This is a genomic window from Bacillota bacterium, assembly GCA_012727955.1.
Classification (GTDB): domain Bacteria; phylum Bacillota; class Limnochordia; order DTU087; family JAAYGB01; genus JAAYGB01.
In genome coordinates this window covers 1-22,114 of sequence record JAAYGB010000060.1, presented here as the reverse complement: position 1 = coordinate 22,114, position 22,114 = coordinate 1, and the positions used below count along the sequence as shown (strand labels likewise).

Below are 22,114 nucleotides of genomic sequence, written 5' to 3'. Positions count from 1 at the left end.
CTGGAGTACACCGGGATGGAGTAGCGAGACATGGCGGTCTCAGCGACCTTAGCATAGTCAATGGAGTATGCTAGGGCTCTACGGACCTCCGGAATGTTCAAAGGATACCTGTTGACGTTGATGAACAGGGATGGAATGGAAGCTGGCATGTAATAGGGTTCTTCATCGAACCAGGTGCCAACGGGTAGACCCTTGTCTTCCCACATCTTCCAGATCTCGGGGACAAACTGTTGGGACCAGTCAACTTGTCCTCGTTCAAATGCCAGGTTACCGGCATCATTACTCTTGAAAATCGGGTGTACATAATAGCGGGGAGCAGGCTTTCCGTAGATGGGAATACCCCAGTAGTTGTCATCCCGCTCCAGGATAATTTGCTGTTGGTTGGCAAAGATCAGCTTGTAGGGACCGGAACCTACCGGCTCGGTGTTATCGAAGCGGATCACAGTGCCGTCTTTTTCCTCAACCTTGCTCCAGATGTGCTCCGGTACAATCCTAATGGTACCTAGGTATTGCTCAACCATACCCCGGTTGGGATTGGATGGGTTGAGGACCAACTCAAAGGTGCGGTCGTCTACCTTCCTGGCTTCAGTGATGCAGTCCCACAGGGGGCTGAAGGCAAGGGCGTACTTCTTACCTAAATTAAAGGTATAGAGCACGTCTTCTACGGTGAGGGGGGTACCGTCTTGCCATTTGGTACCGGGCTGCATGGTTACCCTGACCACGTCGCCATCCCACTCATAGCTCTTGCCCAAGAAGGGCTCCAACTTACCGGTGAGGAAGCTGTAGCCAAACAAACCCTCATAGAGGCTGTAGTCATCGTCCGTTGGCCAAGCATTAGCAGTGACAAAGGGGTTCCAGTTGGTGGGTGGGCCCCAATGCTCTCCGGCTTTATACAAGGTTTCCTCCCGCGGTAGTCGCAAGGGGGCACCGGCATGACCGATAGCTGCAACGGACAGTACCAGTATCGTGACTAGTAGAACACCGATGAATCTACGCATGCTTAGTCTCCTTTCAGATCATAGAGTGCTGATGTCTAAGCCAGGCTAGGTCAAACTCGATTGGTGACCATGCGAAGTAGCTTGCCAGAATCACCTCCTCAGTGTGAATTTCGGATATACCTACAGGAAGAGCAGTCAAGGCTTTTCCTGAGACCGAAAACCACGCCGGAATGCAAAGACGGACAAAAGCTCAGCTATCTTGTCTTACTCTATCTGTCCAGGGGGATGTTTCTTTGCAGCTACAAATCCCATTGCCGTTCTAGGACGGGAACGTCATTCATCAATCGCTTGGTGTACTCATCCTTGGGGTTGGTGATCACCTCATCGGCGTCTCCCTGTTCGACGATCTTGCCTTGAGACATGATCAACAGCCGATCACTGGTATAGTAAGCAAGCCCGATATCATGGGTAATGAACATAATAGTCATCCCCATAGTTTCTCGCAAATTCAGCAACAGGTTAAGAATTCCAGCTCGGCTGGACGCGTCGATCATCGACGTCGGCTCGTCGGCGATGAGAACATCGGGATTGATAAGCAGGACCCGAGCAATCATGATCCTTTGTCGTTGACCGCCGCTGAGCTCATGGGGACGTTTATCCAACAGTTCGTCCGCGTTGAGACCGACGTTTTTCATGCACTCCTGAATCATTGCTTCCTTTTCCTGAGCACTGGGCTGGTGGGGAAGCAGCCGAAAGGCGTTGCCCAGGAAGGTCCGCACGGAATAAAAGCTGTTGAAGGAGGAAAAGGGATCCTGGAACACCGCTTGTACGTGGGTCCAATACTTTTTGGATTCCTGTCGGCCCTTCAGTGAGGTGATGTCCCTACCGCTAAAGAGAATGGTTCCCGAGGTAGGTTGCATCAGCTTCAGCAGCATCCGAGCGGTGGTTGTCTTGCCACTGCCGCTTTCCCCCAGGAGAGAAATGACTTCCCCCCGTTTGATGCTAAAGGAGATGTTGTCGACGGCAACGGTGGCATTTCTTCCGCTACCAAACACCTTGGTCAAGTTACGGACATCTAAGATGGTATCTCGGTTGAGATTTCTTCGCTCTGATTTAGCCAGCACCATGTCGTTCTGTCACCTACCGTTTCGGGATTGGGCTCATGGGTCTTGCACTTCTCCATCACATAGGGGCACCTTGGACTGAATCGACATCCCACCGGTGGATTCTTCAAATCCGGGGGTACACCGGGAATACCGACGATGGTCTTTTCCTTGGTGCCTACTTCAGCAGTGAGTACGGAACTCATCAGTGCCGACGTATAGGGGTGTACCGGGTCAAAAATCACGTCCTCCATCGGTCCGACTTCCGTTAGTTTACCGGCATACATGATGGCGATCCGGTCCGCGAAGTGCCGCAGAAGGGGCAGTTCGTGGGTGATAAACACTATGCTGCGGATGATGCCCTCCCGCAGCAGGGTAACCAGCAACCGGATTACCACCTTCTGAGAGCTTACATCCAGGGCTGAAGTGGGCTCGTCACAGATCAGCACCTTGGGATTCAGCAGGGTAGAGATAACGATGATCACCCGCTGCTTCATCCCGCCACTGAGCTGGTGGGGATATAGATTTAAGACCCGCTCGGGAAGCCCCAGTTCCGTTAGGCGTTGCCTAGTCCGCTCGATGGCTTCGGCCTTGGAGATTTCCGGGTAGTGCTCTCGGATGACATCGACGGCAAAGGAACTGATCTTCTGTGTTGGGTTAAGGGCATTCATTGCACCCTGGGGAACCACCGACAGATAGGTTCCCCGGACAGACTTTCTCAGCCTCTCCTGGTCTAGGGAGAAGACGTTGTCGCCGTTAACAAACATCTCGCCTCCCCGCACATATAGCGGCGGTTGATGCATCATGGCGATAACGTTGGCCAAGGTACTCTTGCCGCAACCGGATTCGCCGGCAATGCCAAGGACTTCGTTTTCCCACAGTTCTAAGGAAACACCATCTACCGCTTTTACCTCTCGGCCATCGACCAATCGGTAATATGCTTTCAGATCTTTGATTGTCATCAATTTATTCATGTCAGCTCTTCCTTAATCTTGGATTGAAGACTTCATCCATACCAGAGTTCATCAACATCAAAGAGAAGGAAATCACCGTTAAGAAGAACACCGGTGGCAAGAAAGCCCACCAAGCTCCTGTTCTTACAGCTTCCCACAGCAAGGCCCACTGCAGCATGATCCCCAACGAGACCGTCTGGCTGGGACCTAGTCCCAACATGCTCAAGGTAGCTTCATTCAAAATAGCGCTACTTAGCTGCAGGATGAAGGCCATAAAGATGTAGGAAAACATATAGGGCAATACTTCTGTCAGAATCATCTCTAGGGGACCGATTCCAGTGATACGGGCAACATCGATGTGTTCGCGAGTCCGCAGACTGGAGGTCTGGGCCCGCACCGCTCTGGCGGTCCAGGGCCAACCGGTGACTCCAATGATTACTCCCATCGCCGGTGCCGATCGGATATCGACGGCCACAGAAATGAGAATCAGGATGACGATGGGGGGAATGGTGATGAAGATGTTGGTAAAGCCCATCAGAGCCTCATCCAATAGACCCCCGGAATATCCGGCAACGCTGCCAATCGTCACACCGATTAACGTGGCGATACAACCGGCAATGAGGCCAATGAGAAGGGATGTTCGTGTTCCATACATTAATCCCGTAAATACGTCTCGGCCCAAGTTGTCGGTTCCCAACCAAGCTGTCTTGGAGGGTGAATCATAGAGCCCTCCGACGGATTGGAAGGGATTGATGTCGGAGAAGAAGGGGCCGAAGAGCCCGAAGGCAAGGACACAAATGAACATAATCAGCCCAGCGATAAATCGTCTTGATCTAAATAGTAAAGTAAGTACCTCTCCCATTATCTTTCTCCTATCTGAGCCGCCCGAACTCGAGGATCAATGAATCCATAGGCGATATCAACTAGAAAGTTAGCGAGTAGTACCGTAAAGGTAAGAATCAGGGTGACTCCCTGAATTACTGGGTAGTCATTTTGCCGGATGGCGGAAAAGAGCAGACTACCCATCCCTGGATACGAGAAGACTGACTCCGTCACCAAAGCTCCGCCCAGCATCGTACCAAAGGACAGGGCTAATCCGGTGATTTGCGGTAACATCGCATTGCGGAAAACGTACCGAACTACTTTGCTATCCCTTAAGCCAAGGGCCTTGGAGTAGTTGACGTAGTCCGTGGTCAGTTCGTAAATCGACATCTCCCGCATCCCAATGGCTTGCCCTCCGATTGCCACTAACACCATAGACATGAAGGGAAGGAGCCAGTGATGCAGGACATCAACAATGAACTCCCAGTAAAGCCCTGGGAACATTCCCCAGCTGTGACCTCCAGCTAGGGGGAACCATCCCAACTCTACGCCAAAGATATAGACGAAAATGATGGCGAGGCAATAATACGGGATGTTGGAAAACAATAACGATGTTGTGAACACGGTGCTGTCAAAACGTCCGCCTTTATAGGCGCATAGGGCACCGAGGGTGTTCCCGATCAGCCATCCGAATAAGATGGCTGGAACCTGGATTGCTATGGTCCAGGGAAGGGCCTCTCGAATTAAATCGATTACCTTTCCGGGATACAACATGAACGACGTTCCCAGATTCCCGCTCAGTACATTCCTGACGTACTCATAGAACTGGATATGTACTGGTTTATTGAGACCGAACTCTTCCATGAAGGTCTCGTAGAGCCGCTCAAGAGCAGCACTGCTGACTCCGCCGCCCCCGCCGCTTCCCTGGGACATCTGCGTGATGATGGTTTGGACCGGGTTTCCGGGGATGAGCCGGGGGAGGAAGAAATTCAACGCCATGGCTACGATGAACGCGAGCAAGTACCAGGCCAATTTGTTGACTAAGTACCTTTGAAATCCACTTTTTAGCATGTTCTCACATCCAAAGAGTATTGAGTAAAATTCATTGTTGCCCTCTGCCTCCAACTAAGGTTCCTGCCTTGGAATGTCCCAATCGGGACAATCTGTTAGTCTCAATCCCGTCGCCTTCTCATCACCCGCCTTTCCCTAGAACCCTTTGAAAAGCACCAACAATGGGACAGCAGAGACTTTTCTGTTATATTGAAAATTACAGACATTGCAGGAGAATCCTGCCTGATTTTACAAGAAACGCTAACAAAAAGTTAATAGTTTCCCGGAGTAGAAGGGCTGTAACGGTGTTACCATGGGGTTTTTCTGGTTTTTTGACCGCGGAAGACTTGCGATTGGGAACACTCTGAAAATTCGGCTCCGAGAATGTGCAAGTTTCGTGAAGTCCAGAGGCGCCGCCCCTTCTCGGTGAAAGGAAAAAACAGGCTCCTGGGAGGAACCTGTTTTTCGTATCCTGTCTATTTTATTCCTGATCATGAAGAAACTTGGCAAACTGCGTATCAACTCGGCGAATGTGTCCCGTCAACCACTGTACAACGATTCGGTTGGTTTTCAGAACCAAGGTCAGCCCAGGGCCTTCCGTATCCAGATGTTCTTTGAGCTGCTTGAGGCTCTCGACAAAACCATCGTGGAGAGCCTTGTGGCTTTCGTACTGGGGGTATCGGTGTCTACGCATCAGAGCTTGTTCATCGGTAAAATGGACTACCACATAGTCCTCCAGGAAATCAATGGTCTCAGCAACAGCTTCTTTGCCCTTACCTTGATTGCAGGCTTCGAAGAGGTCATTAATCCGTTTGAAGAGCTCTTTGTGCTGCTCGTCGATGAGTTCGACGCCTACCGCTAAGTCCGGAGTCCATGCAATTGCCATAATCTCTCACCCCATCGCCATTTTTTTGTATACTGCCCTGACTGTCTATTGCAGGATTAAGACAAAGGTACCTGCGGTAATCAGTAAACCACCAACCACGGTTTTAGTGGTCACCGGCTCCTTGAGGATAATGAAGGCCAATACCATGGAGATGACCACGCTGAACTTATCCACCGGAACAACCTTGGAGGCTTCACCAATCTGTAGGGCCCGATAGTAAAAGAGCCATGAGAATCCCGTAGCCAGTCCCGAGAGAACCAAGAAGAGCCAGTTACGTTGGTTCAGATTGGAGATTTGATTCTGTACCCCGGTGATGAACACAATACCCCAAGACATTATCACCACAACTACGGTCCGAATCGCCGTAGCCAAATTGGAGCTGATACCCTCGATACCGATCTTCGCCAAGATCGACGTCAGCGCTGCAAATACTGCAGATAACAAAGCATACACAGCCCACATACCATGACCCCCAATATTTCTGGAAGAAAATTCTGGTGCGTATATCCTTCTTACCCAGATCCTAGGACCTTAACGCCTGACAAGTAACGTGATGGCAGAAAAACTAGCCCGCAGTCCAGGGAAGGACCCTGGGCCCAGAAAAAAAGGGAGCGCTGCCACTACCTGCTAGTGGTTTGACAACGCTCCTTTCTCAGACAAACTGTTTTCCCTGTAAATTAGTTACGGCTGACTCGGATCAACCCCGAGAAGGTCTCAATGGCAACTCCCTGCTTGGCAAATTCGTCGAGGATCAGGTTCATCCCCAGCGAGTCACTGGCCATGTGACCGGCGATCACAACATTGAGGTGATGCTTTTCAGCCAACTTTCTCTTCTCCTCCGATAGGTGCATCTCGACAATGGTGCCTACTCCGGCGTTGACCAAAGCTTCGATATCTTCCGCGGGACCACCGGTGCCACCGGTCATAATGACGGCGATCCTTCCGGCTCTGTTCTTACCATTGCCCACTAGAATCGTGGGACCAATTCCCATCTTGGCAGCTTGCTTGTATTCGGGAATCTCCTTGAGAGCCTCGACTACGTCATCGAGGGTTCTCGGTGCTGCCTGGTCCAAATGGTTCTGTACAAACAGCTGCGCATTGTTATCGGCAGGAGTGTGCATGCACATTACCGGTATGTTCAGCAGACGAGCCGCGTCCACCACCCGATAGTGGTTAGCCGGCAACCCAGCACGACCTACCTCTGCCGCTCTAGGAGCTAAGATCGCTTCGGCAACATTAATTGGGACTCCGAAGTTAGCCATCATGTCCGCCTGCATGTACATGACATCTTTGAAGTTAATCCGTCCCAAACCCACGGGATGGTGAGCGATAACGAGATCGATGTCTCGACCTTGGCGGTTGAGTTCGTTGACCAGAAGCAACTCACTGGTATCGACATCGACGCCGGTAATCAAGCGGTTAACCTCAAGCTCAGGATCGCCAAAGGAAATTCTGGTATCGGCATAGGGATTGGTCAATTGTTCCCGATCAAATTCTTCCTTGGCTGAATCCGATAGTTCTTCGTACTCCTGCTTAGCTTCCTTCAGAATTCTCTCTACCTCTTCCCGGCCCCGGGGATCGGCCTCGATACCCTTGGCGATGGCGAGGGCATATAGATCCTTTAGTAGCATGTTCCCAAACCTCCTAGATCTTCTTCATCCTTACTTAACTTAGTATCCAATCAGAATTATCAGTTATTGTGCTGCTGCCAAAAACTTTCACTGATACATCCACATTCGGGACAGGGCCGAACTATCCTGCCGCCGGGAAGGGGTTACTCAATGCCCTTCACGTCTTTGATCACTCGGAGGGTAGCCAGGGTTCTGTCCTGGGGTCCCATCACCGGCAGTCCTGCTTCCATGTTCTCGATAATGTACTGCAGATTGGCCTCGCTCATGATTTCTCCAGGGAGAACGATGGCAATTCCCGGTGGATAAACGGTGATCAGCTCTGCAACGATTCTGCCAACGGACTCCCTTAAGGGAACGGTCTCGACGTCGGCATAGAAGGCTTGCCGCGGTGAAACTGCCAACTCCGGAATTTCCGGTACCGTCACCCGAATGGGATCCGTTTCCTTGCGCACGGGATAAAACTCATCGCTGAGGGACTTGAGGGCAGAGATTAGCTTGTCGATGGTTTTCTTGTCATCTCCTAGACTAACCACACAGAGAATATTGTACATGTCGCTGAGCTCAATTTCGACGTTGTGGTTCTGGCGCAGCCATACCTCAACATCGTGTCCCGTCAGTCCCAATTCCTTAACGTGGATCATTAATTTCGTCGGGTCCAAGTCATAGGTGGCTTCAGAGCCAAGAATTTCCGGACCGACGCAGTATAGGCCGGGGATCTTATTGATGGCTTGGCGAGCCTTTTCCGCTAGAGCCAGAGCCCTGCTAATCAGCTTTCTACCCTTCAATGCCAATTGTCTGCGGGCGGTGTCCAGGGAAGCCAACAACAAATATGATGTAGAGGTAGTGGTCAGCATGTTGAGTACCGATTGCACATGTCGATAGTTGACCAGGTTACCCTGATGATTGAGCACGGAACTCTGGGTTAGGGAACCGCCTAACTTATGAACACTGGTGGCCGCCAAATCGGCACCGGCTTGCATCGCAGACATCGGTAGGTCCGGATGAAAGTGGATATGGATCCCATGGGCTTCATCGACGAGGACGGGGACTCCATGTCGATGGGCAACCTCGACGATATCCGCGAGGTTGGCCGCAATGCCAAAATAAGTTGGGTTGATCACCAGCACTGCTTTGGCGTCGGGATGCTTGATGAGAGCTGTTTCCACCGCTTTGGTAGTAATTCCATGGGCAATTCCGATTTTATGATCCATTTCCGGATGCAGGAAAATGGGCTTGGCTCCGGAGAAGATAAGGGCCGAAAGAATTGAGCGGTGAACGTTGCGGGGGACGATGATTTTGTCTCCCGGTTTGCACACCGACATGATCATGGCCATGATTGCGGTGCTGGTACCTTGGACAGAGAAAAAGGTGTGTTCGGCTCCAAAGGCCTCCGCGGCCAGCACTTGAGCCTCGCGGATGATCCCCGTTGGGTTGTGCAAATCGTCCAAAGGGGTGATGTTGATCAAATCTATTGCTAAGGCTTTGTCCCCGATGAGTTTCCGGAATTGGGGATCCATGCCCTTGCCCCCCTTGTGTCCGGGAATATGGAATTGAGTGGGGTTGCTCCGGGCATGGGCCAACAGCCCCGACAGGAGGGGACATTGTTTTTGTCGATCTAAGTAGGATCCATATATCAACGATGATCACCTCAATGCACCGATACAAGCTAGCTAAGGACAACTTAGCTAGTATTCTCGTTGTATGGCGGGGTTCCTAGTTAGGAAAGTAAATTATATGTAAACCCAGAGGAATATTTGGGCTTGGTAGCGGACACTCACTAGTGTCTCCAAGCTGGTATTATTCATCGATTGAGGAGGAAGGGAGAATCGTGACAACAAGGGGTAATGCGCTGGTCACCGGTGCCAGCAGCGGTATTGGCGCTGCCATTGCGATGCTGCTGGCAGAGCAAGGATATCGGGTGTGGGGGACAACCCGGAGCTTGGACCGGGTGGAGAGCCTGCCACAAGAGCTGCGAGACCGGGTGAGATTTGTGGCCATGGACGTCACCGACGATGCTTCGGTGACCGACGGGGTAGAGAAAATCCTTGAGCAGGCCCAGTCGATTGATCTGTTGGTCAACAATGCCGGTGGGGCGGTGTACGGTCCTATCGAGGAAATGCCGATGGAGTTAACTATCAAGCAGTTTGACCTCAACGTCTTTGGACTTCTGCGGGTGACGCAGGCAGTGGTTCCCCATATGCGGGAGCGGAGGCAGGGGATGATTATTAACATCAGTTCTCTAGCGGGAAAATTAGTCATCCCCTATCAGACCCATTATTCTGCCAGCAAGCATGCCGTGGAAGCCTTCACCGAAGGTTTGCGGCAAGAATTGCGTCCCTTTGGAATAAAAGTCGTGAGTATCCTACCGGGAGATATCAATACTAACTTTAACAATGCCACAACCTTTGCGCCCCAGGTACAAGGCGGCCAGTCTCCCTACGAGCCTTGGCTGAAGGCCAGTTGGGAAACCATTGACGTGAATCTCCGCAGGGCTCCTGGACCGGAGGTAGTCGCCCGTCAGGTCTGGAAGGCGGTGGAGGATCAGGGGCGCAAAGGGCGTTATCCTGCGGGAGATTTTGCTTCACGGCAGTTCTTGACCTTGGCTCGGTTACTACCGGATTCCCTGAAGGAATGGGCGATTCGTGTATTTTATCGAATAAAATTTTAGTATTACCAAGATTGTTGTGGGATTTTCAGGATAGCTTGTAATTTTTGTGTTACTAGTGTAAAATCGGCGAGTAAGGCCTTTTTTAGATGGGGTGATGTCTTTGGGAAGATATTTGCAGTTCGATTATTCAGGGGTATCGCGCTTTCTTGCAGAACATGAGCTAGCTAACATCGCACCCTCCGTTGCAGCTGCCCATAAGGCCCTTCATGAAGGAAGGGGTCCCGGTAGTGATTTCTTGGGGTGGATCGATCTTCCAGTCAACTATGATCGGGAAGAGTTTGCTCGAGTTAAGCAAGCAGCGGAGAAGATTCGCAGTGATTCTGATGTGCTACTGATGATTGGTATCGGTGGCTCCTACCTGGGGGCCAGGGCCGTAATTGAGATGTTGGGTCACAACTTCAGCAACTTACTGGCTCGGACCGATGACCGTCGGCTTGAGATTTATTTCCTTGGCAACAGCATTAGTTCTACCTATCATCGGGAATTATTTGACCTGCTAGAAGATAAGGACGTTTCCGTCAACGTGATTTCCAAGTCGGGAACCACCACGGAACCGGCTCTAGCCTTTCGCTTTATGAAGGAGTGGATGGAAGCCAAGTACGGTCCAGAAAAGGCTAGTCGACGCATCTATGCCACTACCGACCGGGCCAAGGGTGCGTTGCGTACTTTGGCGGAGGAGCAGGGGTATGAGACCTTTGTGATCCCCGACGATATTGGCGGGCGGTATTCTGTCCTCACTCCTGTGGGACTGCTGCCCATCGCCGCGGCTGGGTTTGATATCGATGCTTTGTTGGAGGGTGCCGCTTGGGCCCGGCAGGCCTACGCCAAAGCAGACTTGGAGGAGAATGAGGCCTACCAATATGCGGCGGTCCGCAACTGCCTATACCGCAAGGGATACCTGATCGAGTTGTTGGTCAACTACGAGCCCAATCTCCATTACTTCTCGGAATGGTGGAAGCAGCTGTACGGAGAAAGTGAAGGTAAAGACAGCAAGGGGATTTTCCCAGCTTCCGTGGACTTCACTACGGACCTGCATTCCATGGGTCAGTATATTCAAGAGGGTCGACGTTTCCTGATGGAGACGGTACTGAAGGTGGAAGAGCCCAGGCAGGACCTGACAATATCCGAGGATCCTGCTAATCTGGATGGTCTCAACTATCTGGCCAACAAGACCCTAGATTATGTCAACAAGCAAGCGATGGAGGCCACGATCATGGCCCACATCGATGGCGGAGTGCCTAACCTGCTAGTGAGCATTCCGAAGCTGACGGAGTTTCATTGCGGCGCCTTGATCTATTTCTTCGAGAAGGCCTGCGGTGTCAGCGGTTACCTCATGGGAGTCAATCCCTTTGATCAACCTGGGGTAGAGGCCTACAAGCGGAACATGTTCGCATTGTTGGGTAAACCGGGATTTGAAGAGGCCCTCACTCAGCTCTTGGAGTTGCAGAAAAGCTAGGTGGGGACAAGCTAAGACAAGCTAGGACAAGAGCAATTGTGAATAGCCATTTCCTCTTTGTGGGGAAGTGGCTTTTTTCTTTGACCAATGCTCCTGAAGACGAATAGGATATTGCGACGATACGAAAGGAGGCTGAGGAAATGGGTCCCAGATTCAAACTGGCCCAAGCCTATGTTCCCATCCAACGGTTGGATCGATTGTGGCCACCGGAGGTGGGATTAATGCGAGGCACAATCTTTCCCGAATTGTACAGACCCTACCGGCGGAAGGAACGGTAATTAGCCATTGAAAGGAGGATTGGCGGTGGAGAGGATCGAGCAAGAGATGCATCCCCAGGAATTGGAATTGCTTCAGGACTTGATGGACCTGGAGTTTGCTTTAGTCGAGCTAAACCTTTACCTGGATACCCATCCCGAGGATATGCGGGCTTTAGGTATCTTTAATCGACTGAGCTGTCAGTTTAATGCTGTTAAGGACGAATATGAGAAGATCTTTGGGCCGTTAGTCAACTTCGGTCACTCTCCCAGTGAGGGTAGTTGGCGCTGGCTGGATCGGCCGTGGCCCTGGGAGATCAATTTCGCGATGGTGAGGAGGGGCTAGGGAATGTGGTTGTACGAAAAGAAACTGCAGTATCCCGTCAAAGTTATGGGTCCCAATCCGAAGTTGGCAAAGGCTGTTATCACCCAGTACGGTGGGCCCGACGGAGAATTGGCTGCATCTTTGCGGTACTTGACTCAGCGGTACACCATGCCCATCAAAGAGGGGGTGGCGGTTCTCACCGATATCGGGACTGAGGAATTAGCCCATATGGAGATTGTTGCCGCTCTGGTGTACCACTTGATTAAGGACGCAACGATAGAGGAAATCAAGGAAGCGGGCATGGAGGGCTACTACGCTGATCACGACAAGGCATTGTACTTTGTCAACGGTGACGGGGTGCCCTGGACCGCGGCATACATTCAGTCTAAGGGCGATCCCATCACTGATATGTACGAAAACATGGCAGCAGAGGAAAAGGCCCGATCCACCTACGAGTGGCTGATTAACTTGTCCGACGATCCGGGGGTGACCGATACCTTAAGGTTCCTCCGGCAGCGGGAGGTTGTCCACTTCCAGCGTTTTGGTGAGACGCTGCGCAAGCTTCAGGACCATTATCAACGCCCTCATTATATGTAAAGCTACCTTAAGAAAGGTTGAGCACCGCTGAGCCCGGCAGCGGTGCTTCATCTCGTGATTGTGAACTTAAGGTCTAGGCGATCTGCAGTAAGGTTGCGATCAGCTGGGCTCCCTTGACCAACTGGTCTGTGGGGATGGACTCATTGGTACTGTGCACATCTTCATATCCCATACCCAGGACCACACAGGGAATACCCTTACCGTTGATGATATTGGCATCGCTACCGCCACCGCTTCCCACCAGCTGTACCGGGATCCCAGCTTGCTTGCAGGCAGTGGTGATAAGCTCCACTACGGGTTCCTGTTCCCCGAGCTGAAAGGCTGGGTAGCTGTCGACCACGTCTAGATCTACAGTGGCTCCTGTTTGGCTGCAGGCCTCGTTGATACAAGCCACCATGTGCTCAACCTGTGCTCGCAGCTTTTCGGGATTGCGGCTGCGGGCTTCACCCTTGAGGACGGCTCGGTCGGGAACAATGTTAGTGGCTTGTCCCGCGGTTAGAACCCCGATGTTTGCTGTAGTTACTTCATCGATTCGTCCCAACTTCATCTTGGCTACAGCCAAGGCGGCGGCAACAAGGGCGTTGATCCCTTTTTCGGGAGCAATTCCGGCGTGAGCCGATTTACCGTGAAAGGTGGCGGTAATTCCTGTTTGAGCTGGAGCCTGGACGGTGACGGTACCCACCGGTCCGCCGCCATCGAGCATAAAGCCCATGGTGGATTCCAGCTGCTGGGTGTCCAAGGCCTTAGCTCCCTTGAGTCCTCCTTCTTCGGCCACGGTGAAGACCACTTCTACGGGGACATGGGGCAGTTGGTTCTCCTTGATTACCCTTAGGGCTTCTAGAATTTCAGCGATTCCTGCTACGTCATCGGCCGCAAGAATGGTGTCACCTTGGCTGCGAATGATGCCATCGGTAATTACCGGGTTGATGCCTTGGCCCGGTTCTACCCGGTCCATGTGAGCCGACAGCAGCAAGGTTGGCCCCGGTTTGGTACCGGGAATCTTGGCAATCAGGTTTCCACAGTTGCCGCCAAAGGTGGTCCCGGCATCATCTTCTCTTACCGCTGCCCCTAAATCCGCTAATTGTCTCTTGAGCTCTTCTGCGATCAGTTTTTCCTTTCCAGTGGAACTATCGATGCGGACTAGCTTGCAGAAGTTGTCTACTAGTCTTTGCTCGTTAACTTGAATCGAGTCCATGATTCTTACCTGCTTTCCTATGGTTTAGTCCCAAGGGACTTGGTCCTAGACCATAGTTTGACAAGTCAGATCCCATCCCCTGCCGAAGGGGCTAGGTGACTGCCAGCTCCTTGGCCTCTTGCACCTTTCGGACGGTAGTTTGAGGCCAGTACAGTAGGTTGTAGTACTCTTGAACCATACGGGCCGCCGAGAAGCGCTCTATGGACATATCGATACTGGCCCGCATCATCGCCTGCCAGCGGGCGGGATCTTCGTAGTAGGTGGGCAGCACTTCCTTCAGTAGGACCTCATACAGGCTGGCTACATCGTGTTCCGTCTGTCCCGGCCCTTCATAGCCCCCACCAAACTGCCAGCCGTTGACGCCATGGATGCAACCCTCCGGCCACCATCCGTCAAGGATACTGAAATTCAGGACTCCGTTCATCGCCGCCTTCATTCCCGAGGTTCCCGAGGCTTCTAAGGGCCTTCTCGGGTTGTTGAGCCAGACATCACTTCCGGCAGTCATCAGTCGACCGATTCTCATGTTGTAGTTTTCCAGGAACACAACGGTATCGGGATGGCGCCGGGTTACCTTGGCCAGGTTACTAATAATCCGTTTTCCCGTTTCGTCCATGGGGTGGGCCTTGCCGGAGAACACCAGCTGCAGTTGTCGATCCTCTAGCAAGGGCTCAATTACCTCCGGACGATGGAAAATCAAGTCGCTGCGCTTATAGGGAGCAGCCCGGCGGGCAAATCCAATTAGCAGCACATCGGGATCCAATTGGACTCCCGTCTGTTCCTTGACCTCTTGGATTAGCCGCTTCTTGGCTCTGACATGGGCTTCCCACAATCCTACTCCAGAGTAGTATGCCTTCCGAATCTCGGCATCCTGCCAGGTGTCGGTGTGTACTCCGTTGGTGATATCCACAATCGGTGCCCGGTTGCAGACATCGTCCCACATCGTCCGGGCTGTCTTGCCGTGCAGTTTGGCAACACCATTGGCCACATGGGAAAGGCGTAAACCGGCGACGGTCATCGCGAAGGGATCTCCCCCCAGGGCCTTCATCTGCTCGTAGTTAAGGGGTCCGTAGGCTCCTAATTCCCGCAGAAGGCCATGGTCATGGGACTCATTTCCTGCCATGACTGGGGTATGGGTGGTGAAGACGCATTCTTCAATGGTTTTCTTCCAAGCTTGGTCAAAGCTCATCTGCCTTTGTTCCATCTTCTCTCGAATTAGTTCGATTCCGGCAAAAACCGCATGACCTTCGTTGAAGTGATAGACATCAACGGGAATGTTGAGGGCCCGAAGGACTCTGACACCTCCGACGCCGAGAACGATTTCTTGGGCTACGCGGTCGTAATCACTACCTCCATAGAGGCGTCGGGTAATCCAGCCGTAGCTGCTGTTGGGGACATCGGTGTCCAGCAAATAGAGGGGAACGTTGCCATATCGCTCGGTTTTCCAGACCTTGACTGGGACAACATCTCCTCGCAGTTCGACATGAATGATGACCCCGGTATCCTCTAAGCCATCCCGTTGCAGGGGAGGGAAGGCGTCATAGGGCCAACCATGATCATCTAACCTTTGATATGTATACCCTTCTGCCCAGAGAATACCAATCCCGACCATCGGTTTGTTTAAGTCCTTTGCAGCCTTGAGGATGTCTCCCGCGAGAATTCCCAGACCACCGGCGTAAATGGCGAGATCTTCGTGTAGGCCGTACTCCATGCAGAAATAGGCGACTCTTGGTAGAGAGTTCATGGGTACTCCTCCTTCGTTCTACAAAAACTACATAACCCGTGGAAATTGCACACTCATATAGAGGGTACGCCTTTCCAGAGATAGATAACCTCGACTGGGTCCTGGCAGTTTCTGGCAAGCTTTTTACTAGCGCCTAGTTAATTGGCCAATCCACTCCTTCTCTAATACGTTCTGTCCTGCGACAAATCTTACAAGTTAGCGCGGTCCTTGATGGGGGTATAAATTAACTGTAGGAAGTCGCCGGGCAGTATCGATGCCAGGCTAGTGCGATGGGAGGACAAGCAATGCATGCAACAGATATACTGCGCCAGGAACACCGACAGATTAAGCGGGTTTTGCGGATTTTGGATTGTGCTGCAGCTAAGGTGAGGGCAGGGGAAGAGGTTGACTTGGACCTCTTGCGGCAGGGAGTAAAATTTGCTCGGGAATATGCCGACATGTTTCATCACGGAAAAGAAGAGGAATTGCTCTTTCCCCGCCTGCGGGAAAAGGGCCTACCACCCGGTGGCCCCGTCGATGTGATGATTAGGGAACACGTGATGGGGCGGGATTACGTCGGGGAGATTGATACTATCCTTAATACCATTGTCAAAGGGGAGGGTGAAGACATCGCGACCGAGGATCGAGAGGAACTGGCCGATGCCATTCTCCGGTACACGGCCCATTTATCTCGCCATATCCAAAAGGAAGACATGATTCTGTTTAATATTGCCGATCAGATGTTGTCCGGTGAAGAGGATGCCAAGCTTCATCGAGAATTTACCGCTGCCGATGTTGACTTGATGAGCGAAGCCGATCAAGCTCGGTGGCAGGAGTTCATTGACACCTGGGAGAAAACACTGGAGTTACCCGAGGGGGAAGACCAGGAGCCGATGCCGGGATGTTTGGCCTTTATGGACAGCCCCGATGAGGCTGTCGATCTAATCAAGAAGGAACTGAAGCAGGAAGATTAGGTGACGGGCTGACTCAGGGTGAGACCAGTTGCTTCGCCGGCGATTTTGCCCCCATGTCTTGCCGATATGAAAAGCGGGCAGCTGAGCTAGGAGGCTATCAGCTGCCCGCTTGTTGTCATTCAAGGTCTAGGGCATATCCAGCCTTGGCCAATTCTTCCTCGATGTGCTTGATTGTTTCGTCGTCGTCAGCTTCAATAGTGTGCAGGTGGACTCCCTCCGTGAGTACCGATAGAGGTTCCGCGTCGTGGGTTTGCATCCGCTCCAAGTACTCGGCAACGTCCTTGCGGGACTTGAGCATTAACAGTCCACGGATTTCCCCATACAAGGGGTGCTCTACGATTACGTCTCGAACAAATCCGCCGTTGTCTACGATTAGGTCCAACTCTTCCTTGATTATCTGTGGGCTGGCGGCATGTTTAACGGCAATGGTTCTTGAGACCTTGTCTCCACTATTGCCGGTCAGCATGTATCCCTGGGGTGTAGCCAGGATTTGGGTTCCCTTTGCCCGCAAGATGGCGACATCGGTTACAATTACCTGGCGGCTGACTCCCAGCATATTGGCTAGATTGGCGCCGGTGATCGGCAGATTACTATCCTGTAAGAGGGCAACCAGTTGGGCTCGACGCTGTTGGGCACTCATGACCTATCCCTCCTCGCTCTGGTTATTCCATTATAACACAATTATCTTGTGCCTTTACTAGTGACAAGACAGCTGCATTTACTATATAATAGGCGTGGAGAGGAGGAAACAAATATGGCTAAGACCAAGCAATTGGTTATCGGTGGACTGCTCACAGCCTTTGCCATCATGATTCCCTTGGCCTTTGCTGGATGGCTCCAGATATATATTCCACCCTTTTCTGCCACACTGGGTACCCACGTTCCTAGTATGTTAGCGATGTTCATTAGTCCCGGGATTGCGGCCATTGTTGGGGTGGGATCGACTTTGGGATTCTTGATTACCTTGGGGCCCATCGTAGCGGCTCGTGCCTTCATTCACATAATTTGGGCAGTAACGGGAGCCTACCTGTGGCGTAAGGGCTATTCACCGTGGCAAGTGATCCTGGCCGTGGCACCGATCCACGGTCTGGGGGAAGCTCTGGTGGTATTGCCCTTTGGCTTTGACCTGACCACTGCCGTGGTATCAGTGGGGATCGGCACGATTCTCCATCATCTTCTCGATGGTGTCATTGCTGTCTCCCTGTACAGTGCCTTGTCCAAGGCGGGAGTGAAATTCGTCATCGATCGGCGGTAAACCCATGTTCCAGCGGGGTTGTTGCCAATGAACTCTTCGTAGTTCCTTGGGTACAACCCCTTTTGTTTTCTCGGGCTCAAGAGGAATATGGCAATCCAAGAAGAAAAATAAAGGATATAGTTTTCGTCCTTGTCAATCTCCCCTCTGTGTAGGCAAATTAGCTTCTTTGCCTTTCTTTTCCAGTAACCACAAGTTAATTCCTTGACTTGGCGATTTCCCTCCGAGCAACCTCATCATGAGTAATCTCATAGTGGGCCTTCCCGTCATGGGCATGCTCATTGGGGGGTCAGGTTACCAAATTCACTAGTTCCGGAAGTACCGGTTCTAGTGATTTGTTGCATACAGGTACTATTGTACTGAAAACTTCTTGGGAGTGATAGATTTGGCTACCAAAGTCCACAACTGGCAGGTGATAATTCGCAGTGATCAACTCTGCACCAATACGCAAGAGATAATCGCCAGCGACCTATTTCGCGAACTCCTGACCCGATACGTAGCCCGTTTAGATAGATATGACTCTCCGCTGTTGGCGGCCCTGGAGGTGTTTCGGGTAGAGGAATCTGCTCAGGAGCAAAACAAGGGGTCCAAGTACGACATCGATCGTTTGGCCCTGTTCCTGTCCTTGTTGTCGGAGCAAGGGCTGTCCCTGATCGCCGGGCAAGTGGGGATTCAAGAGATCAATAGTGTCAACCGGCAGCAGTATCGTGAATTTGTTGAAGGACTCTATGATTTCTGGCGAGAGCACCAACGGTTCCTGGTTGCCGATGACAATGATGGTGATACCAAGAGCTTGTCACAAAAACACAATGAATTTATCGATACCATCGACCGCTTGAAGCGGTTGGTTCTTCAGTCATACCGAGGTATCGTAGCCAATCTGCAGGGCTCAATTCCTCGGGTCTATCGGCAGCTGCCCGCCGGTAGCGGCGCCGGGCTTTTGCTGCAGCAGTTGGATTGGAACACCCTGCCTTATCCCTATGATCAGCTGGCGGGAATTCCCTTTATCCAAACGGCTGTGATCGAACCGCCCCTGGTATATTACCCCAAGCGCAACGTTCGCCAAGGGGTATTCAAACCCGTTGACTCCAATCCTTTGTGTCGGACTAGGATCAATCGAGAGGATTGGTACTGCTTTCCCGTCAAAGTGGGCCCACTGCTGATTTTCATGCACTTTCATAAGCGGTATATGTCCTTGGCAGTGTCTATGGCCAACCTTTTTGAGTTGGCAGATCGCTTGGAAATTGTTGGCCATCGGCCCGACGCCATCTTGGTCTTCGGTGTAGATCCTGAGGACCTTGGTGAAGACCAAACGGTGTACTATGAGGATCATGAAAATAACGTGGTATTGGGAGTGGTGGGTCGCACCGATGAGGTCGATTACTTCGGGTATGTGAAGAAGATGATCCTCACCCTGCATAACACCATTATGATCGAACGGGGGATGTTACCCGTTCATGGGGCTATGGCCCACATTGACCTCAAAGAGGGCGGTGTGGCCAATGTCATCTTGATGGGAGACAGTGGAGCCGGTAAGTCGGAGTCCATCGAGGCCTTTCGCATCTTGGCCGATGAGTATCTGCGGGAACTCATCGTAGTTTTCGACGATATGGGCTCTTTACACATTGGCCCCGATGGCAACGTCTATGGAATCGGGACAGAAATCGGTGCCTTCCTGCGCCTCGATGATCTGGAACCGGGTTTTGCTTACAAGGAGTTTCAACGCAGTATCTTCATGAACCCCCACAAGACCAATGCTAGGGTGGTGATTCCCGTTACCCCCTATGAAGATGTGATTCGCCCCTGGAAGGTAGATATGTTCCTGTATGCCAATAACTACCAGATGGTCGCCAACGAAGGGGCTTGTATCCGGGTGTTTGATGATCCGGAAGATGCTTTGCAAGTGTTTAGCCGGGGTGCCCGACTCTCCAAGGGAACCACCGATGAACAGGGACTAGTATACACATACTTTTCCAACCCCTTTGGCGCTATCCAGAAGCGGGAAAAGCACGAGGAGATCGCCGGGAAGTTTATCAACCGGATGATGGAAACCAACGTGATTGTGGGAGAATTGTTGACTCAGTTGGGGTTATCGGGAATGGAGCAAAAGGGGCCAGAGGCAGCTGCCAAGGCACTCCTTAGTTTCATTCAGAAAACATGTGAGAGCAAGTAACAGGGAGGTAGCCAGCATTGAAGGCCTTGCAGGAACTGAAGGAAAGGGTATGGCAGGCGAATGTGGAGCTTCCCCGCCAGGGGTTGGTCAAATACACCTGGGGAAATGTCAGCGGCATCGACCGGGAATTGGGATTGGTGGTAATTAAGCCCAGTGGAGTTCCCTATGCCCAATTGACCAGCGCTGATATGGTGGTTGTGAGCCTCGATGGGCAAGTGGTAGAAGGGGAGCTTAATCCCTCATCGGATACCCCTACGCACCTGGAGCTGTACAAAGCCCTGCCCGCTCTGGGGGCAGTGGTGCATACCCATTCCACCTGGGCTACGGTCTGGGCCCAAGCAGGAAGGGCGATTCCTTGTTTGGGCACCACCCATGCTGACTATTTCTATGGCTCGGTGCCCTGCACCCGGGGGATGACCCGCTCCGAGGTGGAAGGGGACTATGAGACCAATACTGGGAGGGTGATTGTGGAGACCTTGGCAGGATCCGATCCCAGTTCCGTGCCTGGTGTGCTGGTGGCCGGTCACGGGCCCTTTGCCTGGGGCGCTGATCCACAGGAGGCGGTACACAACGGGGTTGTCCTGGAGGAAATAGCCAAGTTGGCGTTGTTTACGCAGCTGCTTAATCCCGAGGTTGCCAGCCTAAGTGACTATCTCCTTGATAAGCACTTTCTGCGCAAGCATGGTGCCGACGCCTACTATGGACAGAAATAGGATGAGTCCTGGTAGGCTGGGCTAAACTAAAACCACTATCATAAGGGAATGGTGATTTGGGATGACCCAATCCTTTCAGCAAAGGGCTGACCGTTTGCACCATCGCCTGCTAGTCAAGATTGCCAAGGATGCTTTGCACAAGCCCATTGTCATTACCGAAGGTTATCTGGAGCCCTTGTTGGCTGAAACCCTGGGTGAAGGGGAACCAGATTTCGATCGCCTGAGGCAGTCCCTGCAGTCAAGGCTGCTTCGGGAGTTGGGTACTGAGGAAGAGATAGTCTATTCCGACGGAGCTTGGATTTCCATTGATCCCCAGCTGTGTACCTGTGCACCGGAGCAGGGCGATTGCCACGATGCCTGCGCGGTTGAGGCCATTGTGATCGATGAAAAGACGGGACAACGCCGCATCGATCCCGAAAGATGCATCGATTGTGGGCTCTGCATCAGTGCCTGTCAATCCCAAGCCATTGCTGCTAAATCCCAGTGCATGGATCTGGTGACGCTGATCCGGGAAAGGCAGCAGGGCGTGTCCGTTCACGCTGCCGTAGCTCCAGCTTTTGTCGGACAGCTGGAGGAGGGTGTTACTGTCAACCAGTTTAAGACGGCTTTGCTGAAATTGGGGTTTACCGATGTTTGGGAAGTTGCCATGGCCGCGGACGTGATTACCCTCCAAGAAGCCGATGAGTATATCGAGCGGACCAAGGCCGGCGAAGAGTTTATGATTACCTCATGCTGCTGTCCCGCCTTTGTCAAGCTAGTGGAGAAGCATCGACCAAGGATCGCTCACCTGGTTTCCCACTCGGTTTCACCGATGGTGGCCCTAGGAAGACTGCTTAAGGCTCGGCAACCCCAAGCCAAGGTGGTGTTTATCGGGCCCTGCTTAGCAAAAAGGGCCGAAGCCAGACAGCCGGACTTGGCCGATGCCGTGGATTTGGTTTTGACCTTTAAAGAGCTGTGGGATATTCTTGCAGCGGCTGGAATCGATTTCGCCGATTGCAGGGAGGAGCAAGTGGGGCAGCTTCATGATGCCTCACGGGATGGGCGGATCTATGCCCATACCGGGGGAGTGTCCGAAGCGATCCTGCGGGCGATCTGTGAACGAGAACCGGACCTGGAGGTGGTAACCACCAAGGGCAACGGCCTCAAACAGTGTATGGAAATCCTGAAGGCAGTGGAATCAGGGGATATAGACGCTAACTTCATGGAGGGAATGGGCTGCCCCGGTGGCTGTGTTGGAGGTCCCGGTACCTTAGTTCCGGTGGAGATCGCCGCCCAGCGGGTAAAGGTCCACAGCAACACTGCAGATTTTACCACTGCCAGCAGTAACTCTCGGGCTAGAGAAATGCTGACCAGATACCTACGGGACGTCCACCTTTCCTCTCGCAAGGAGGCCGACGTGACCGG

The 22,114-nt window shown here is 52.2% G+C and carries 22 protein-coding genes; 10 read left to right on the top strand and 12 right to left on the bottom strand.

Annotated features, from left to right (window positions below; translation table 11 throughout):
* The 9 genes from GX030_10120 to GX030_10080 all read right to left on the bottom strand — a co-directional run.
* The coding region (locus GX030_10120) for an ABC transporter substrate-binding protein (GenBank protein NLV92730.1) at positions 1-998 on the bottom strand (998 nt) is incomplete at its 3' end.
* Positions 999-1,237: 239 nt separating this feature from the next.
* Positions 1,238-2,065 (bottom strand): ABC transporter ATP-binding protein, encoded by an 828-nt coding sequence (locus GX030_10115; protein NLV92729.1) that lies wholly within the window; start codon positions 2,063-2,065, stop codon positions 1,238-1,240.
* Positions 2,014-3,015, bottom strand: coding sequence for an ABC transporter ATP-binding protein (locus GX030_10110; GenBank protein ID NLV92728.1), 1,002 nt, complete (start codon positions 3,013-3,015; stop codon positions 2,014-2,016). Before GX030_10110 ends, GX030_10115 begins: the two co-directional genes overlap by 52 nt.
* A gap of 1 nt (position 3,016) precedes the next feature.
* Positions 3,017-3,856 (bottom strand): ABC transporter permease, encoded by an 840-nt coding sequence (locus GX030_10105; GenBank protein ID NLV92727.1) that lies wholly within the window; start codon positions 3,854-3,856, stop codon positions 3,017-3,019.
* The gene (locus tag GX030_10100; GenBank protein NLV92726.1) at positions 3,856-4,887 is read right to left on the bottom strand and encodes an ABC transporter permease; all 1,032 of its coding nucleotides are present in this window, start codon (positions 4,885-4,887) and stop codon (positions 3,856-3,858) included. Before GX030_10100 ends, GX030_10105 begins: the two co-directional genes overlap by 1 nt.
* A 460-nt stretch (positions 4,888-5,347) precedes the next feature.
* Entirely contained in the window at positions 5,348-5,752 is a 405-nt protein-coding gene (locus GX030_10095) for a hemerythrin family protein (GenBank protein ID NLV92725.1), read from the bottom strand.
* A gap of 45 nt (positions 5,753-5,797) precedes the next feature.
* Positions 5,798-6,214 carry an EamA family transporter gene (locus GX030_10090; GenBank protein ID NLV92724.1) on the bottom strand — a complete coding sequence of 139 codons (417 nt, stop codon included), beginning with the start codon at positions 6,212-6,214 and terminating at the stop codon, positions 5,798-5,800.
* A gap of 215 nt (positions 6,215-6,429) precedes the next feature.
* Positions 6,430-7,383 (bottom strand): NGG1p interacting factor NIF3, encoded by a 954-nt coding sequence (locus tag GX030_10085; protein NLV92723.1) that lies wholly within the window; start codon positions 7,381-7,383, stop codon positions 6,430-6,432.
* 143 nt (positions 7,384-7,526) lie between these two features.
* The gene (locus tag GX030_10080; protein NLV92722.1) at positions 7,527-9,017 is read right to left on the bottom strand and encodes an aminotransferase class I/II-fold pyridoxal phosphate-dependent enzyme; all 1,491 of its coding nucleotides are present in this window, start codon (positions 9,015-9,017) and stop codon (positions 7,527-7,529) included.
* 194 nt (positions 9,018-9,211) lie between these two features.
* Here GX030_10080 and GX030_10075 point away from each other — a divergent pair, with 194 nt between their 5' ends.
* The 5 genes from GX030_10075 to GX030_10055 all read left to right on the top strand — a co-directional run bounded on the left by GX030_10075 (position 9,212) and on the right by GX030_10055 (position 12,683).
* Positions 9,212-10,051 (top strand): SDR family oxidoreductase, encoded by an 840-nt coding sequence (locus tag GX030_10075; protein NLV92721.1) that lies wholly within the window; start codon positions 9,212-9,214, stop codon positions 10,049-10,051.
* Between the two features lie 94 nt (positions 10,052-10,145).
* On the top strand, positions 10,146-11,507 hold the full coding sequence (locus GX030_10070; GenBank protein NLV92720.1) for a glucose-6-phosphate isomerase: 1,362 nt from the start codon (positions 10,146-10,148) through the stop codon (positions 11,505-11,507).
* A 140-nt stretch (positions 11,508-11,647) separates the two neighbouring features.
* The gene (locus GX030_10065; protein NLV92719.1) at positions 11,648-11,785 is read left to right on the top strand and encodes a spore coat associated protein CotJA; all 138 of its coding nucleotides are present in this window, start codon (positions 11,648-11,650) and stop codon (positions 11,783-11,785) included.
* A 46-nt stretch (positions 11,786-11,831) separates the two neighbouring features.
* A complete protein-coding gene (locus GX030_10060) occupies positions 11,832-12,107 on the top strand; it encodes a spore coat protein CotJB (protein NLV92718.1) in 276 nt (91 codons plus the stop codon).
* A 3-nt stretch (positions 12,108-12,110) separates the two neighbouring features.
* A complete protein-coding gene (locus GX030_10055; protein ID NLV92717.1) occupies positions 12,111-12,683 on the top strand; it encodes a manganese catalase family protein in 573 nt (190 codons plus the stop codon).
* Positions 12,684-12,756: 73 nt separating this feature from the next.
* Here the strand turns inward: GX030_10055 and GX030_10050 are convergent, their stop codons facing one another.
* Together GX030_10050 and glgP are read right to left on the bottom strand one after the other, a co-directional pair.
* Positions 12,757-13,878 (bottom strand): M20/M25/M40 family metallo-hydrolase, encoded by a 1,122-nt coding sequence (locus GX030_10050; protein NLV92716.1) that lies wholly within the window; start codon positions 13,876-13,878, stop codon positions 12,757-12,759.
* 91 nt (positions 13,879-13,969) lie between these two features.
* Positions 13,970-15,619, bottom strand: coding sequence for an alpha-glucan family phosphorylase (gene glgP, locus GX030_10045; GenBank protein NLV92715.1), 1,650 nt, complete (start codon positions 15,617-15,619; stop codon positions 13,970-13,972).
* A 284-nt stretch (positions 15,620-15,903) separates the two neighbouring features.
* Between glgP and GX030_10040 the strand changes: the two genes are divergently transcribed.
* Positions 15,904-16,572, top strand: a complete 669-nt coding sequence (locus tag GX030_10040; protein ID NLV92714.1) for a hypothetical protein — start codon at positions 15,904-15,906, stop codon at positions 16,570-16,572.
* Positions 16,573-16,687: 115 nt separating this feature from the next.
* On the opposite strand, the gene GX030_10035 is transcribed toward GX030_10040, so the two are convergent.
* Positions 16,688-17,212 (bottom strand): transcription repressor NadR, encoded by a 525-nt coding sequence (locus tag GX030_10035; GenBank protein ID NLV92713.1) that lies wholly within the window; start codon positions 17,210-17,212, stop codon positions 16,688-16,690.
* A gap of 114 nt (positions 17,213-17,326) precedes the next feature.
* Here GX030_10035 and GX030_10030 point away from each other — a divergent pair, with 114 nt between their 5' ends.
* From GX030_10030 to GX030_10015, 4 genes are all read left to right on the top strand, one after another.
* Positions 17,327-17,827 (top strand): ECF transporter S component, encoded by a 501-nt coding sequence (locus GX030_10030; protein NLV92712.1) that lies wholly within the window; start codon positions 17,327-17,329, stop codon positions 17,825-17,827.
* A 382-nt stretch (positions 17,828-18,209) separates the two neighbouring features.
* Positions 18,210-19,997, top strand: a complete 1,788-nt coding sequence (locus GX030_10025) for a phosphoenolpyruvate carboxykinase (GenBank protein NLV92711.1) — start codon at positions 18,210-18,212, stop codon at positions 19,995-19,997.
* 26 nt (positions 19,998-20,023) lie between these two features.
* The gene (locus GX030_10020) at positions 20,024-20,710 is read left to right on the top strand and encodes an L-ribulose-5-phosphate 4-epimerase (protein ID NLV92710.1); all 687 of its coding nucleotides are present in this window, start codon (positions 20,024-20,026) and stop codon (positions 20,708-20,710) included.
* Between the two features lie 61 nt (positions 20,711-20,771).
* The coding region (locus GX030_10015; protein ID NLV92709.1) for a 4Fe-4S binding protein at positions 20,772-22,114 on the top strand (1,343 nt) is incomplete at its 3' end.

Excerpts from the sequence above, each read along its gene's own strand:
- GX030_10115 (NLV92729.1), bottom strand. The coding sequence starts at position 2,065 with ATGGTGCTGGCTAAATCAGAGCGAAGAAATCTCAACCGAGATACCATC.
- GX030_10110 (NLV92728.1), bottom strand. The coding sequence starts at position 3,015 with ATGAATAAATTGATGACAATCAAAGATCTGAAAGCATATTACCGATTG.
- GX030_10105 (NLV92727.1), bottom strand. The coding sequence starts at position 3,856 with ATGGGAGAGGTACTTACTTTACTATTTAGATCAAGACGATTTATCGCT.
- GX030_10100 (NLV92726.1), bottom strand. The coding sequence starts at position 4,887 with ATGCTAAAAAGTGGATTTCAAAGGTACTTAGTCAACAAATTGGCCTGG.
- GX030_10095 (NLV92725.1), bottom strand. The coding sequence starts at position 5,752 with ATGGCAATTGCATGGACTCCGGACTTAGCGGTAGGCGTCGAACTCATC.
- GX030_10090 (NLV92724.1), bottom strand. The coding sequence starts at position 6,214 with ATGTGGGCTGTGTATGCTTTGTTATCTGCAGTATTTGCAGCGCTGACG.
- GX030_10085 (NLV92723.1), bottom strand. The coding sequence starts at position 7,383 with ATGCTACTAAAGGATCTATATGCCCTCGCCATCGCCAAGGGTATCGAG.
- GX030_10070 (NLV92720.1), top strand. The coding sequence starts at position 10,146 with ATGTCTTTGGGAAGATATTTGCAGTTCGATTATTCAGGGGTATCGCGC.
- GX030_10065 (NLV92719.1), top strand. The coding sequence starts at position 11,648 with ATGGGTCCCAGATTCAAACTGGCCCAAGCCTATGTTCCCATCCAACGG.
- GX030_10060 (NLV92718.1), top strand. The coding sequence starts at position 11,832 with ATGCATCCCCAGGAATTGGAATTGCTTCAGGACTTGATGGACCTGGAG.
- GX030_10055 (NLV92717.1), top strand. The coding sequence starts at position 12,111 with ATGTGGTTGTACGAAAAGAAACTGCAGTATCCCGTCAAAGTTATGGGT.
- GX030_10050 (NLV92716.1), bottom strand. The coding sequence starts at position 13,878 with ATGGACTCGATTCAAGTTAACGAGCAAAGACTAGTAGACAACTTCTGC.
- glgP (NLV92715.1), bottom strand. The coding sequence starts at position 15,619 with ATGAACTCTCTACCAAGAGTCGCCTATTTCTGCATGGAGTACGGCCTA.
- GX030_10040 (NLV92714.1), top strand. The coding sequence starts at position 15,904 with ATGCATGCAACAGATATACTGCGCCAGGAACACCGACAGATTAAGCGG.
- GX030_10035 (NLV92713.1), bottom strand. The coding sequence starts at position 17,212 with ATGAGTGCCCAACAGCGTCGAGCCCAACTGGTTGCCCTCTTACAGGAT.
- GX030_10030 (NLV92712.1), top strand. The coding sequence starts at position 17,327 with ATGGCTAAGACCAAGCAATTGGTTATCGGTGGACTGCTCACAGCCTTT.